This is a genomic window from Methylomonas sp. Uni0009, assembly GCF_054188105.3.
Genome location: NZ_JBTAFN010000001.1, coordinates 1,081,762 through 1,096,065, shown reverse-complemented (window position 1 = coordinate 1,096,065; position 14,304 = coordinate 1,081,762). Strand labels below are relative to the sequence as shown.

General features: G+C 49.2%; 11 protein-coding genes. 5 read left to right on the top strand and 6 right to left on the bottom strand.

The window, feature by feature from the left end; translation table 11 throughout:
* Positions 1–9: 9 nt before the first annotated feature.
* Both ACWAU0_RS05160 and ACWAU0_RS05155 read right to left on the bottom strand, forming a co-directional pair.
* Positions 10–2,646: a UPF0182 family protein gene (locus ACWAU0_RS05160; protein WP_458138505.1), complete on the bottom strand. Its 2,637-nt coding sequence runs from the start codon at positions 2,644–2,646 to the stop codon at positions 10–12.
* Positions 2,647–3,095: 449 nt separating this feature from the next.
* Entirely contained in the window at positions 3,096–4,826 is a 1,731-nt protein-coding gene (locus ACWAU0_RS05155; RefSeq protein WP_458138503.1) for a multicopper oxidase domain-containing protein, read from the bottom strand.
* 255 nt (positions 4,827–5,081) lie between these two features.
* Between ACWAU0_RS05155 and ACWAU0_RS05150 the strand changes: the two genes are divergently transcribed.
* Positions 5,082–6,782 carry a glycoside hydrolase family 17 protein gene (locus ACWAU0_RS05150; protein WP_458138501.1) on the top strand — a complete coding sequence of 567 codons (1,701 nt, stop codon included), beginning with the start codon at positions 5,082–5,084 and terminating at the stop codon, positions 6,780–6,782.
* Between the two features lie 237 nt (positions 6,783–7,019).
* Positions 7,020–7,706, top strand: a complete 687-nt coding sequence (locus ACWAU0_RS05145) for a hypothetical protein (RefSeq protein WP_458138500.1) — start codon at positions 7,020–7,022, stop codon at positions 7,704–7,706.
* A gap of 126 nt (positions 7,707–7,832) precedes the next feature.
* Here ACWAU0_RS05145 and ACWAU0_RS05140 read toward each other — a convergent pair whose 3' ends face one another.
* From ACWAU0_RS05140 to ACWAU0_RS05125, 4 genes are all read right to left on the bottom strand, one after another.
* The gene (locus ACWAU0_RS05140) at positions 7,833–9,143 is read right to left on the bottom strand and encodes a GGDEF domain-containing protein (RefSeq protein WP_171696802.1); all 1,311 of its coding nucleotides are present in this window, start codon (positions 9,141–9,143) and stop codon (positions 7,833–7,835) included.
* Positions 9,144–9,156: 13 nt separating this feature from the next.
* Entirely contained in the window at positions 9,157–10,683 is a 1,527-nt protein-coding gene (locus ACWAU0_RS05135; RefSeq protein ID WP_033158502.1) for a GGDEF domain-containing protein, read from the bottom strand.
* A gap of 125 nt (positions 10,684–10,808) precedes the next feature.
* A complete protein-coding gene (locus ACWAU0_RS05130) occupies positions 10,809–11,414 on the bottom strand; it encodes a thiol:disulfide interchange protein DsbA/DsbL (RefSeq protein WP_033158503.1) in 606 nt (201 codons plus the stop codon).
* A gap of 352 nt (positions 11,415–11,766) precedes the next feature.
* Positions 11,767–12,450 carry a c-type cytochrome gene (locus tag ACWAU0_RS05125; RefSeq protein ID WP_033158505.1) on the bottom strand — a complete coding sequence of 228 codons (684 nt, stop codon included), beginning with the start codon at positions 12,448–12,450 and terminating at the stop codon, positions 11,767–11,769.
* Positions 12,451–12,560: 110 nt separating this feature from the next.
* Between ACWAU0_RS05125 and yihA the strand changes: the two genes are divergently transcribed.
* The 3 genes from yihA (at position 12,561) to ACWAU0_RS05110 (ending at position 14,278) form a co-directional block, all read left to right on the top strand.
* Positions 12,561–13,181 carry a ribosome biogenesis GTP-binding protein YihA/YsxC gene (gene yihA, locus ACWAU0_RS05120; RefSeq protein ID WP_033158506.1) on the top strand — a complete coding sequence of 207 codons (621 nt, stop codon included), beginning with the start codon at positions 12,561–12,563 and terminating at the stop codon, positions 13,179–13,181.
* Positions 13,182–13,499: 318 nt separating this feature from the next.
* The gene (locus tag ACWAU0_RS05115) at positions 13,500–13,883 is read left to right on the top strand and encodes a hypothetical protein (RefSeq protein WP_033158507.1); all 384 of its coding nucleotides are present in this window, start codon (positions 13,500–13,502) and stop codon (positions 13,881–13,883) included.
* On the top strand, positions 13,883–14,278 hold the full coding sequence (locus tag ACWAU0_RS05110; protein ID WP_033158508.1) for a glycine zipper family protein: 396 nt from the start codon (positions 13,883–13,885) through the stop codon (positions 14,276–14,278). The genes ACWAU0_RS05115 and ACWAU0_RS05110 overlap by 1 nt, the downstream gene beginning before the upstream one ends.
* Positions 14,279–14,304 lie beyond the last annotated feature (26 nt).

Below are 14,304 nucleotides of genomic sequence, written 5' to 3'. Positions count from 1 at the left end.
TCCGATAGCCTATTTGCTTTCAGCTGCCGAAACGCCTGAAACAGGCCCAGCTGCGCCTTTAATAAACAAATCCTTCAAACGACTGAAGGCCGCCTGCAGGGTTTTGTCCATCACCACCTGATTGCCTATCGAAACAATTACCCGCGCCAGCTCAGGCATCTTGGTTTTGGTCGCCAGCATATAAATAGGCTGTACATATAAAATCGAATTACCCATCGTCAGTATCACCATCCGGCCTTTTTTAACTTCCGAGCCTTGTTGATTCCATAGGGTAAACTGCGAGGCGATTTCCGGGTTTTGATCGATCAGCGCATTGACTTGCGACGGTCCGTTAACCTGTACAGCCTTCGGGAATTTGAAAATAGTGATACCCGGCTTGTAAGTGTGGTCGCAGCTTTTATCGTCAACTGTACCGGCAATGCCAACCATACTTAAATTATCTCTGTGTATCGGGGTCATCGGATTAATCATCACAAACTCCTCCAAATCGTTACAACGATCAAAGTCCATCGTAATGAAATACGGTAATACCGGCTGACCATCCACGGAAGCGAACTGCCAGGTTTCCGCCTGCTCATAAAACAACTCCGGGCTGTTTTGATGATATTTAGCGTAAATTTTCATTTGCATATAGTACAAATCACGCGGATAACGCAGATGCTGCATTAGCTCGTCGGGCATTTCCCGCAAACTTTTGAAAACGCCGGGATACGCGCGGTTGTAAGCGTTGATGATCGGATCTTTTGGGTCGGAAATATAGTAATCGACGCTGCCGTCATAGGCATCGACCACAATTTTGACCGAATTACGGATGTAATTGAACTTGTGCTGGCCGTCCAGATAATCGTCAGCTGCCGGTTTGGAGACAGGGTAATAATTGGATAAGGTATAGGCGTCCTGTATCCAATAGAAGCGATCCTTGTCAACAACCAAATACGGATCTTTATCCAGGTGTAAAAACGGTGTCAGCGCGGTGATTCGCTCGTCGATATTACGACGCAACAATAACTTGCTTTGCGCGGATATGTTTGGCGAGAAGAATATTTTTTCGTCTTTCAGGTAAAACGCGAACAACATTTTTCTGAACAGCGACGGGATCGGTATGCCGGAGATACCCTGATAATCCAGCGATTCGCCTGGCGCAGAGCCGGAAATGTCGGTCACAGCCAAGTTGTTCGGTACTATCGCGTAGCGATATTTTTCCTGACCGTAATAAATGTCGGGGTACTTCACGGAAAACCCAACATCCGAAGTCATGTTCAAATCGCGCAAGTACCAAACGATAGGAATGCCGGCATCCTGAGCGGCCGGCGAGATGACCGCGCCGTAGCCATGGGTATAGCGCAAATGGGTGTTTTCCCAGTTTTGCGCCTCCTTGGGTAATTTATCGATATTGACTTCACGGGCTGCCAGATTGACCTGTTGATGATGTCCGTTAATAAAATAACGGTCTTCATCGACAGTCGGAAAGCCATAATAAGGCCGAATGCCTTGTAACTGCATATAGCTGTCAATCAGAAATTCGCGATCCCATACCGGAATATTTTCGAAATGTTTTTTGGTTGACCAAGCTTCTATATCTTTGGTGGCGTCCAGATTGACCTGGAAATCGACGGTTTTAATATTGTTTAAATCGAATGCCGCCATGGTGGCATCAATGTTATGCCGAATCGAATCACCTTCGGTGCGGGTAAAATTAGGTTTGACGATAAATTTTTCAATCAACTCAGGTAGGGTGTGAGAGCCTTGCAGGCCCCAAACGGCTAAAAACCCCAATGAGGCAACGATAATCGGCGTTTTACTGCGATGCCTCTCCGACAGCGCGTAAAAAACTACCGATATGGCAATGGCCAAAAAGAACAAGACCTCAAGCCAAATCATTGGCAACTTGTAACGCAATTCGACAAAGCCGGGGCCAAAAAACACCGGTTCGTTACCCCCGGAATATAACAAGGCGAAGCGTTCCAGTAAAAATCCCCAGATCACAAACAGCACTACGAATGCAAACAGCACCGTCAAATGGATCTTCGCACCCAGTGGAAATTCCTTGCTTTGATTGGGGACAAATTCATGCTCCATCCAATACAGCACGCCGGTCGCCAAAAACACAATAACCGCTGTGGTTAACAACTCCTTCTGAATCAGCATGTAAATCGGATAGGAAAACATGTAGAAGCTGACGTCGTTACCATATACCGGATCGACGATGCCAGATGCGCTGCCGAAGAAAAACAGCAGCGCCTGCTCCCATTGCAAATAGAACGGCACAGCAATAACTACGGCGAGTAGCAGTGAAATGGGAGTATAGATACGAGCCGAACCACTCATGAACACATCGGCAAAGCGTTGAAAACGCCGACGCTTGGAATCATCCATCAATATTTCATCGGGCGGGTTCAGGCCCAGGTAGCGAGAGGCAATCCAGAAGTGAAACAGAAAAACAGCAAAGAAAAATGCAGTAACCGCACCGGAAAAAATAAATCGATAGAGTAATTTCAACCAAAAGTAAGCTTCGAATTCCAGCGAACGGAACCACCATAGATCCACGAAAAAATCGAGAAACACGAAGTAGAACGCGACATATAGCACAATAGCAGTCGCCAGGGTTGCTAAAGTGATCGCCGGCAACAGTTTCCAGTTACGCATAATTTCCTCTTTACTTAGATATCCGAGCGCCTACTTGCGGAACACGTCGCCAAACTTTGGTCGGCAATGTCCCCTTAACATCAATGGCTGAGCATTCTAACACCCAAATCCGGATTGTGATTGTCCGGTTGTTGGCTGGGTTGCCGAGTTGTTTGCCGTGGGGAAAATGGCAAGATCAATCCGATACTAAATAGCTGATGGTCCCGGTCAAATGACAGGAAGGGGAGACGTGCCAACTGAGATCAACGGCAGTAGGGCGCAAATTTTGCCGGATTTGAGATGGCGCAGGATGGTGAACAATTTGCTCAGATCATAACAATACAAGCTTTCTTTGTATCACCGTCACAACTCAGGACACGATGCGGAGTTACACGCGAGCCTGTAACAAAACGCCGCTGCCGAGGCTTTAGCTCGACAGCGGCGTTGGTCTGACGCAGAGCAGTTGGCGCTTACTTTTTGAACATCGCCATGATCCGCTGGCGATTGGCAAAGCCGACATAACTCAAGCCGCCTAGTATCAAGCCATACAGCAATTGCCCAATAAAAGACGGCTGATTTCCGGCTGCTTCCGCTTTCGCAGCGGCGTCGCCCGTATTCAGCGGGGGAGGCGGTGGCGGCACAAAAGCCACTTGCTTTTTATTGCTGATATCCGGCAAGCCTAAGCTTTTCCAGGCATCGTAATCCTGCCAGGCAGGATATTTACCCTGCCAGAATTCTCTGGTGAAGTAAGGCGCTAGGCTCATGCCATGGACTTTGGGGATGCCTTTCTCATCGGAAAAACCTTTGTACACCACCAAACTGATGTCTCCGCCCTCGCCGATACCATTAGTAGTGAAGGATTTCTCGACGTGGTCGTGAAACATCCAGACGCCTTGACCAAAACTGTTCAAGCCATCGTCAACACCGCTTAATTCCAGATCGATGCGCTGGGCGGGTACCATGCCATGTACGTCGCGTTTGATATAGGAGTTCGGGCCGTTATCGACACCATCGTAATGCGTCACCATAGGCTTGTGGCCATGAATATGCATCGCAAATGCTTCTTCATGACCGTTCAATATCCGCAGCTTCACCTTTTTATTTTCTTCCATCAGGATCAGTGATTCCCGCAATGTATAAGGGAATGAACGACCATTCAGCATGAAATAATCGGGGCTAGCATCAGTAATGTCATATTCCTGATTCATGCGCCGGGCAATAATCCGCGGATCATTGGCGGAACGCACCATTTCATGCAATTCCTTATCAACCGATTGATAGTGCAGATCGTACTCGGCCGCATATTTTTCTTTGATCGCTACCGATGGATGGCGAACCTGTCCATTGCCGACGTTGAAAACCTGTACCCAGTTGTTGGGGCGATTTTCCTCGACCACAAACATGCCTTGCAAACCCATCGGAATGTGGGTGTGTGGCTGTACGTGGCAGTGGTAATACATAGTGCCGGGTTGGCGCGGTTTGATCACATACGTTTTGCTCTGGCCAGGCAAAACATCCATCTGGCCGGTTTGGCCGACGCCATCGTTGCCTTCGCCGCTATGATCCATGTAAGGATGATCCACGCCATGCAAGTGGATTGAGTGCGGAAAGTAATGGCTATTTTCCAGCACCAACCACACAATATCGCCTTGTTCGACCCGGATAGTTGGCGATGGCGCGCGCAGTAAAGGATTGGCCACTGGCTCGTACAAGCTCAAGGTAGACATATCCCGGGTTTTCGGCGCGTAGACCCAGAAAGTCGGTTGAATACCTGGGGCAATGTCAAAGGTGGTGGTGGGGTCTTTCATGTCCGGAGAATGGCCGTTCAATTCGGCAATTTCCAGCTTGATAATATAGTGGTCGGGGTCGCCGTCGCCGTCCATATCTTCGCCGAGCGTAATGGCATCGGCAGCGAGCTGAGTCTCCATTAAGGTAGACATTGAAATATTATTGGTGCCTTTAACAAAAGCAGCGATTTCAGCAGGATTATCGGGGTTACACATCCGTGATTCTTGTATTTCGACTCCGTCGATCACTTGCGCATCACGCCACTTGGCATCGGTAAATTCGGAACAAACTTCCTCTGCCGCACCCATCTTGACGCTATTGGTCGCCGGTAGTTTGTCTACCGCCGCCATAGCCCATTGCGACGCCGGAAGCAGCATGGCGCCACACAGAATGGGGATAACCTTTTTATGCATACAAAACCTCATAAAACAGACGAATTGACGGAAGCCTTAATAAGGTTTCCGAATATCAGAAAAGCCAGATACTGTAACCAGAACCCATGGGTAAAGTACAGTAAATATTTAATGAACTCGCGACAATCCTGACCGTTATTACTTAGCTGCCAAACGATGTAATTCTGGAAGGCGGCTAATGCCTTATAATTCCATGACGAGCGATTATTGCCAGTCAATCCGCGTCATTTTTGCAACAGACCCCTCAGTCAGATTATGCCCAGCATCAGAGTAACGCTTTGTTTGATTTTCATTTTTTTAGTTCACGGCAGTTTTGCCTGGTTGAACAATCAGCCGCAAGACGCTGGCACGGACGTGCCCTCCGGCAAGTTGATGAGCCTGTCCTTTGCGCCGTTTCGGGAGGGCTTTAGTCCGCTGGAAGAAAAATTCCCGTTGCCGGAACATATCGATGAAGACTTGCGTCTGCTGGCCGACAAAACGGAAAGCATCCGCACTTACTCCAGCCTTGGCGGCCAGCAACCCACTCCGGCGTTAGCTCGCAAACACGGATTGAAGATGATCCAGGGCGCCTGGCTGGGTTACGGTTACAAAGACAACAGTAATGAAGTTAATGCGTTGATCAAATCGGCCAATGAAAACCCCGACGTGGTGAAACGAGTGATTGTCGGCAACGAAGTGCTATTGCGCGGCGACATGGATGTCGACAGGCTAATCGGCTATATCCGCGAGGTGAAGAAAGCGGTCAAGCAACCCGTGTCTTATGCCGACGTGTGGTCGATGTATATGAAGTACCCCAAACTGATCAACGAAGTGGACTTCATCACCATTCACATCCTGCCTTATTGGGAGGATGAACCCATTTCGGTGGAGAATGCCTCGCAGCATCTGGAAAAAATTGTCAAACAGGTGGAAGACGAAGCCCGTGGCATCGCGCCCGGCAAACCTATATTGATAGGTGAATCCGGTTGGCCCAGCGCCGGCAGACAGCGCGGCATGGCCATTCCTGGTGTCGTCAACGAAGCCAAATTCATTCGCGGCATGATCCAGGTCGCCAATCGCCACGGCTTTGATTACAACATCGTCGAAGCCTTTAACCAACCTTGGAAAAGTGAACTGGAAGGCGTGGTGGGGGCCAATTGGGGCTTGTTCTCGGCGGATCGCGAACCGGTATTTCCGTTGACCGGCCCGGTCAACGAAGCACCCAATTGGCCGGTCCGCTTTGCCGTCGCCACGCTGATCTGGCTGTTGGCAATCGCGAGGTATTCCAAAAAGCTGGAGCAAGCCTCGCTGATCCGCATGTTGGCGTTTTTCACCCTGGCGCAAGTCTTCAGCGTTTGCCTGGTGACATTGGCCGATTTTCTCTGGTACACCAGTTACAGCACTTGGCAAAGGCTTTATACCGTAGCGCTGGTGATCGCGAATACGATTCTCGGCGCGCTGCTGCTTGAACGTGGTAGCGATATTTTGATCGATAAACCAGGCAGCATTAAGTTGGCCAATAGCTTGAGAGCCGGTTATCTAATCTTTATATTGCTGGCGCTTTATAAAACCTACGGACTGGCCATGAATGGGCGCTATTTGAGCTTTCCGATCGAGCAGTTTGCTATTCCGGCTATTGGGGTGATCGGTTTGATTGCTTGCTTATGGCTGAAGGAGCGCAAATTCAATGGCCGAATTTTGGCGTTTGACAGTCTAATTGGCGGGAGCTTGCAAAGCCGCCGTGATCGGTTCTTGGCTTATTTACTGAGTTTTGGCGCTATCGCGCTGATACTCGGGGAAGCCAAAGCCTTTATGGATGGTCGGGATTTCATTCAAGCTCACCCTGGCTTTTCAGAAGGCCTACCCTTTGCGCTGAGCTACACCTTGTACAACCAACAATTGCTTGGCTGGCTGGCTTGTTTGCTTATGCTGTCCTTGCCGTTCTGGACTAAGCATCGCAGTAAACAGGACGCTTAAGTTTTACGTTAACGGGTATGACGCCGTAATACCTGTTTTTCAACCCGAAAAGTGGTTGTTATATTGAGTGACAGTTTGCCGCGCGTCAATTTGTCACATTTTCAAAACGCGCTTCCAGCATTAAACTGTATGCAACTCTTATGTATGCGCTCCCTCTCCTAAAGGGTAAAGAGTTTTAATATCCTTCCTCAATGCGGCCCTTGGGCCGCATCTTTTTTCTGGATGAGGTTGCTGTCTATGGAACGAAACTACTATTCAACTACGTCAACTTTCGTGCACCCTAACGAACTCAATTGGCGCACAGCTTTTCATGAAGCCGGTCATGCCGCGGCTATCCATCTTGGCAATCGCCAAAAACAATTACCTCCGGTATTTTTTGAAATACATGTCAAACGGCCCGTTAACGCTTACGACGATTTTTTTGCGAAAGTGGTAGACGGTAACTTAATCCAAAACTTGCCGATTGCTGTCGTGGAAAGCTTTAACGACTTATCCGACGATAGTCAGCAGCACGCCTGTCAACGCGCTTACGAAGCGGATGTTGTCAACTTATTGGTTGGGCCTTTGGCGGAAGCCAAATACGTGTCCATTCGCGATGACGAAGTTTTTAATATCAATCTAATAAGTTTCAATGCCTTACATAACTACGGCGGCTGCAGCGATCTGGAAAAGGCGCTCAGTTACCTGGATCACTTCATCGCGTCAAAAAGTCAGCGGGAAGAGAAAATGCAGGAATTGTTGCTTCAGGCTTTTCGCTTTATCGACAATCGTCGCCACTGGAAATGTATCCTTAATTTAGCCCACTATATCCTGGACAGTCAGCAGGAGATCATCTCCTGCGATGAGGCAATCGGCATATTCGACCGTTGCCTGACAGCCAATACACCGTTCAGATCGGTTAGCTATCCATTTTTATTTGGCTGAGAGTAAGCGAACAGATTGCTCCGTTGTGGGGAGTGCGTTTGTAGAGGCGATGCTAAAAGACTAACTTTTTGCGCTAGATAGTCAGTGTTCTAAAAGAGCCGCCAAAAAAGTGGGGACTCGTAAAGATTATCGTTCGAACACCGTACAGCGATTGCGCCCACCTTGTTTGGACTGATAGAGCGCCTGATCGGCTCGCACGAACACATCGTCATGCATGTCGCCGTCTATAAACTCACTGATACCGCAGCTCAGAGTTAGATTGATATTTTCGCCGTTAGAATTAAATCCGCAGCTTTTAATCATCTTGCGGGTGTTTTCCGCCATTTCCAGCGCCTGAAGCGCACTAGTGTTGGGCATCAGCATGACAAATTCCTCGCCGCCGTAACGGGCAACGAAGTCCGTTTCCCGGCAGTTGTTCAACAATAGCTGAGCCACCAAAGCCAGGGTTTTATCGCCGGACTTGTGGCCGTAGGTGTCATTGATTTGCTTGAAAAAATCAATATCCCAAATGATCAGCGCTAGCGGCGCTTTATAACGCTTCCAACGTTTCAATTCCATTTCCGCACGATTGTTATATGCCAGACGATTCGGCAATCCGGTCAAGGAATCGCTCAGGGCTTTGTCGTGCTCTATTTTAAGTTTAACGCGCAGGGTCTCGGTCTCAGTTTCCAGCTCCTGTAATTTTTGCGTCATTGACTCAATTTTTTCTTGCGCATCCCGCTGCCTTTCATCCTCTATTTGTTTATGCTCAAGTAACCGCTCCAGCAAACGATCAAGATGCTCGGCTGTCTGGTTCTTCAGCAAATCGAGTTCTTCAGCCGCCTGTGTCGAGTCCTTTAGATTGCCGACTTGCCTGTGAATTTCGGTGTTCATAATCTCGCGATCATCAATCAATGCGCGATTAGCTTGCCCGGCGGTTTCTACGTCTTGGCCGAGCTCGTCCAGCCTCTCGCTTAAATCGCCGAGAAATACATCGATACCTTTCTGCTCGGAGGCGCTGTAATCCTTGATGTTCAGCAACAATGTAATCGCTGAGTCGATGACTTTCTTATACGAATCCTCGCTGAGATTAGCTCTGACCCGTTGCTTTAATAGCGACGTCTGCTGCTGAAAACGTAAAGGCACCTCAGTTTCGCCAAGCAGTTCATCCAAACGCTCCAGCAAATAGTTGTGTTGTGACTCAGTAGCATCGTCTTCCCCGACGCTCACATTCTGCTTGGCTTGCTTGGAAATGTGTAACAAAGTTTTAGAAACCGCTTGCAACTCAGGCAGTAGTTCCTGCGCATTCGCGCCGCTGCGCAATTTTGCACCTATTGCCAGAAGATGGGGCTCCAACAACTTGTGGCTGCCTTGGCAAAAAATCAGCAGCTGAATAACGAGCTTGTATAAAAACTTTTCGTTATCGAGCGGTGCGGAATAAGGGTTAGCAGTTGCCATGAATCAGACTTGGTTAAACGACAACGCAGCGGTTACGGCCGGTTTGTTTGGCGCGGTACAAACCTGAGTCGGCTCGATTGAAAATCGATTCGTTAGTGTCGCCATCGATAAATTGGCTCATTCCGCAGGATAAGGTGATCGACACTTTGTTGCCATTGGCATTGAAGCTACTGTTTTCCAGGGTTTTTCGAAGCTTTTCCGCGATCACCAAGGCGGATTTGGCATCAGCGCCGGGTAATATCATCACAAACTCCTCGCCGCCGAAACGCGCCACGAAATCGGTTTCCCGGCAGTGTTTGAGTAATAATTCGGCTATCACAATCAGGGCCTTATCCCCGCTTTTATGGCCATAAGTGTCGTTGATGCTCTTAAACAGATCCACGTCCCAAACCATTAGTGTCATCGGCGATTTATGCCGTCGGCAACGCGCCATCTCATCCGCCAATCGATCCTCGAACGCCAACCGATTGGGTAGATTAGTCAACGGATCGCGGGTCGCTCGATGTTGGGCCAGATCCAGTTTCGAGCGCAACTCAGAGGATTCGGACTCCATTTCCCGTAGCCTTTGCGACAGGATCTGCATGTCCCGTTGGGTTTTATCGCGTTCCTGCTGTTCCTGGAGATTGTGTGCTTGGATCTGTTGCGTGATAGTGGTTAATCGACTGCTGACAATTTGCTTCAGCGGCTCAAGCTGCGTCGCGTTCTCCGACTTTTCGCGTAGCTCCATAATTTGCTCGGATACGGCCTGATCCAGCAGATTGCGTTTTTTAACCCTTATTTCGTTGGCGGCGTTAACGCCGGTCGCTTTTACGCCTAACTCGGTTAATTGCTCGGTCAATTTCGACAAAAATGCCGCCATCTCCTGCTGTTCGGATTCCAAATGTTTTTTTATCGCCAACAGCAATGCAACCGTATCGTCAAAAATAGGCCCTAAGGCTTGATCGGCATGCAGCCGGTTTTTGATCTTTTCGGCGTCTTCGGCAAAAACCAACGGAATTTCCGCATTGTCCAACAAACGAACCAGTTGAATATTGATGGCTTTAGCATCCGCTCCGGTTAGCTCCAAGGCCAAGTCCATGTTGGCAAGCGGCTTGTTGCCCTCTATAAGCTCCAACAGTGCCAGATAAAAGGCCTGATTGTTACTGAACAGGCGGTTTTCGTATTTTTCGCGAATCTCATCAAGCTGATCCGAGTGTTGGGGATATTGTTTGCCAAGAAACTCGAACAGCAATGAAGCGTCCATGAGCGAAGGCTCAGGCGATTCTTCCAGCATTATCAGCGCATTAGAAAAAGCCGATAGCTCTTTCTGCAATTGCTGACTTTGCAGGCCGCTTTTTAATAAATTGCGAATACGGTTTAAGTGAGGATCAAGTTGCCGGTTCAGGCCTTTAACGGCCAGCGCAAAACGGACGATAGTTTTGCACAACAACTCTTCGTTGGCTTTGTATTGTTTTTCAGTGTGTTCCTGGTCGTCCAACAGCTTGAGGTATTTTTCCTTCCACCTGTCCGGACCCTCATCCTTGTTTTTAAAAAAAACCATGAAACGTGCCCTAATTCTTAAATTCTTAGTCGCTTGATTATAGACTATCGTTGAATTTGTGAAGAATATCCTACAATTAGCATTCGTCCCTCACGTCCTTGTGCGGCAATTCGTTAGTGGGGCGTTTATTTTTTCTGGCTTTCTTGTGCGATCAATTGATTGACTACGGTCAACATGTTGGCTTGAGATTTGGCCGATTGAGCGGTGACTTTGTATTTGCCGTTGACAATCAGCGCAGGTACGCCACTGATACCGTAACGAGGACCGGTAGATTCGGCTTGACGCAGCTTGGCATCGACCAAAAACGAGTTAAAAGCACTGCGAAAATCCTCGTCCTTAACGCCATGATCGGCAAAAAACTTAGCCAGTTCGTCTTCGCTGACTAATTTTTGTTTTTTGTTCTGAATCGCATCGAACAGATCGGCGTGGACTTTATCCAAAATGCCTAAAGCTTCGGCCGTAAAATAGGCCTTGGCATGCTTGCCCCACAGATCGCTGAATACCGCCGGCTGACGGATAAACTCAACATTGGCGGGTTTGGTTTTCAGCCATTCCACCATAGACGGTTCCAGGCTATAGCAATGCGGGCAGCCGTACCAAAAAAACTCGATCACTTCGATCTTGTCCGGATTTTGTACCGGCTGTGCCGGCGTTATGGCTTCGTAACCGCCTTCTGCATTTACCAGCGAAGAAAAGCCCAACAGTCCCAACAATGCGATTATTTTTAACATCAACGTTCTCCGTAATAATGTATTCCCGATAAAAAACCATGTTTACACGCAGATGCGTAAACAATTTGACAAAAAAAATCGAACGCATTCACCCAGTCAATGACTGGTCCGAGCCTCGTCAAGCCCTTACTCCGTAACATTCAAGCAAACGCAGTTCTGTAATCTAACCCAATCTGTTGCGGAGCTGACCTTGTCCAGTTTTCAAGGCAACGCTTCCGCGCCGGCCTTCAGGAAGAGGGCTTTCAGAACGAGGAAGGCAGGTTGCGACAAGAACGAGGAAGAGAATTTAATCCTTGTGAATCAAGGACTGGTCAAATCCGGCAGAGCAGCAACTCCGCCGGATAACGAAGGCTTATTTCATCGTGGAGATGTAATAAGCAACCGCTTTAATATCCTCGTCAGTCATTTTGGTGGCGATCATGTGCATCATGTTCTCCCGGTTGTTGCTACGGGCACCGGTTTTGAAATCAGTCAGACTTTTAATCAGATAATCGGCGTGCTGCGAATGTAAGGACGGGAATGAGGCCGGTTTATTGCCTTCGGCATAAGGGCCGTGGCATGCCACGCATGCCGACACTTCGCGGCTGATATTGCCGTTACGGTATAAGTCGCTACCTTGCGTAATTAAGGCATCCAGCGCGGCTTTTTCTTGCTCAGGGGTTTTTGCGGGCGCATCGTCGTCGTCATTCGCCGGCAGTTTGGGCGCCGGATTGGTGGAAATTTTGTTGCCAGCATAATAACTGGCAAGCTCTTGAATTGTTTGCTCGTCAAGGCCCGCCGCTAATGGCGCCATCATCGGGGCCAAGCGCGCGCCGCTCTTGAACGCTTGTAATTGCTTAACCAAATAAGTTTGATGCTGTCCCGCCAATTTCGGAAACGCCGGCATCGTGCTGTTACCGTCTTCGCCGTGGCAGCCCGCGCAACTGGCGGCTTTGGTTTTTCCGGCGCTGGCGCTGGCATTACCTTGCGCGTTTACATGGCCGGCAGCAGTTGCCAACAACAAAGAGATGGAAACAGTCAGCAATTTTTTTATCATTATGGGCCCCTGCTCAGGAAGGTTGATCGACATAAAGCAAGCTGATGTCAGCCGCCGGACGTTATAATGCCCGGATTCTAACCGATTTATAAACACTAAGCGAGACTGTGATGAATCCCATCTACCACCAGGCCAAGTTCATCAACAGCGCTCCCAAACTGAAAGACGCACCGCCCGACCAAGGCATGGAAATCGCTTTCGCCGGCCGTTCCAATGCCGGTAAATCCAGCGCGATCAATACGCTGGTGCAACAAAATGCCCTGGCCCGCGTCAGTAAAACCCCCGGCCGTACCCAATTGCTGAATTTTTTTGAAATCGACGCCCAACGCAAACTGGTCGATCTACCCGGTTACGGCTACGCCAAAGTCCCTGAGGCCATCAAAAAAGATTGGCGGCAGATGATGGAAAGCTACTTACACGACCGCCAAGCCCTGTGCGGCATCGTCCAGGTCATGGACATTCGGCACCCGCTCACCGATTTCGATTGGCAAATGGTTGAATGGTGCGAACATCGCAAATTGCCCTTGCACATTCTGTTGACTAAATCCGACAAGCTGAAATTCGGCGCGGCCAAGACTACGTTATTGCAGGTGCAACGGGATTTGAGTCAGGCGGATATTGTAGTGACTTTGCAATTGTTTTCCGCATTGAACAAAGTCGGCATTGACGATGTGCACCAGGTTTTGGATGAGTGGTTTGGGTTCAGGAAGATGGTGGTGTCGGAAGAGTAGGCTTCGCTGTTCTGACGAGAAACCCAAAGGTACGTTCGGTAGACTTTCAACTTCAAACGTAAGTTGAAACGGTCCAAAAACAACGCTAAGTATTTTACAACCCACCGCGAATGCAGTTTCGCCCGTTCTGTTTAATGACGAATCAGGGCCGTCAAGGTCGGTCAAGGATATGCCCAGATAATTGCTGATTTCGTTGCTTAACGGGCTAATCAGCGCGGCGAGATTCTTAATCCGATCATAATCTGCCCTTAATTCTGTTTTAAGCCAGTCTCCCTAGAATTTGCCGCAACTGAATAATTTCCCAACAAGGAGTCATATATGTTCAGAGTGACAAAAATCATGTTGATCGGTTTGTTGTTTTCGTCAGCGGCTTTGGCCGATGACGATTGGGGCGAGCATCGTCATCATCGGCACCACCATCACGGTCACGGTTATGGACGCGAGTATTACCCTGCTTACCCTGTGGAGCGGGTGTATGTGCCCGAGCGAGTAGTGGAATATGTGCCCATGCAACAGCGCTATTACGCGCCGCCGCCACCCCCGCCAGTTAGATACGGCGGGTACGACCAACGTTCTCCACAAGGTTTGGTCGGCGGTTTGGTGGGTAGTGCGATGGGTTATGAAATGGGTCGCGGTGACCCATTGGCGGCCGGTATCGGTGCTGCGGCCGGTTCGTGGATTGGCAATGGGATGAATAGATAATGACGAAGCTAACAGTCTGTTCAGTTACTGTCGCTTGTCTGTTGGTATCGGCTTGCGCTTCGCAAACCGGCTGGACGCCAACCGTCGATGCTTACAATAACCCAAATTCTTACCGCTTGAATCAGGATATGCATGAGTGCCAGCAATTGGCATCGCAAGCGTCCGGGGGCACTGCGAAAGAAGCCGCAATAGGCGCCGGCGTTGGCGGCCTGATTGGCGCGGCCGGCGGCGCCGCTTTGGGCGCAGTGCTCGGCAGCCCTGGAAAAGGCGCGGCTATCGGTGCGGCTGCCGGCGGTATCGGCGGTGCATCCAAACAAGGTATTCAATCCGAAGACCGCTATAAAAACGCCTACAACAACTGCTTACGCCAACGCGGCCATCGGGTAGTTAACTGAGCAATCCGTCAGGATAAACCGGCTCG

Bases quoted from the DNA above. Each gene is read 5' to 3' on its own strand.
- ACWAU0_RS05115 (WP_033158507.1), top strand. From the start codon at position 13,500: ATGTTCAGAGTGACAAAAATCATGTTGATCGGTTTGTTGTTTTCGTCA.
- ACWAU0_RS05160 (WP_458138505.1), bottom strand. From the start codon at position 2,646: ATGCGTAACTGGAAACTGTTGCCGGCGATCACTTTAGCAACCCTGGCG.
- ACWAU0_RS05150 (WP_458138501.1), top strand. From the start codon at position 5,082: ATGCCCAGCATCAGAGTAACGCTTTGTTTGATTTTCATTTTTTTAGTT.
- ACWAU0_RS05135 (WP_033158502.1), bottom strand. From the start codon at position 10,683: ATGGTTTTTTTTAAAAACAAGGATGAGGGTCCGGACAGGTGGAAGGAA.
- ACWAU0_RS05130 (WP_033158503.1), bottom strand. From the start codon at position 11,414: ATGTTAAAAATAATCGCATTGTTGGGACTGTTGGGCTTTTCTTCGCTG.
- yihA (WP_033158506.1), top strand. From the start codon at position 12,561: ATGAATCCCATCTACCACCAGGCCAAGTTCATCAACAGCGCTCCCAAA.
- ACWAU0_RS05155 (WP_458138503.1), bottom strand. From the start codon at position 4,826: ATGCATAAAAAGGTTATCCCCATTCTGTGTGGCGCCATGCTGCTTCCG.
- ACWAU0_RS05125 (WP_033158505.1), bottom strand. From the start codon at position 12,450: ATGATAAAAAAATTGCTGACTGTTTCCATCTCTTTGTTGTTGGCAACT.
- ACWAU0_RS05140 (WP_171696802.1), bottom strand. From the start codon at position 9,143: ATGGCAACTGCTAACCCTTATTCCGCACCGCTCGATAACGAAAAGTTT.
- ACWAU0_RS05110 (WP_033158508.1), top strand. From the start codon at position 13,883: ATGACGAAGCTAACAGTCTGTTCAGTTACTGTCGCTTGTCTGTTGGTA.
- ACWAU0_RS05145 (WP_458138500.1), top strand. From the start codon at position 7,020: ATGGAACGAAACTACTATTCAACTACGTCAACTTTCGTGCACCCTAAC.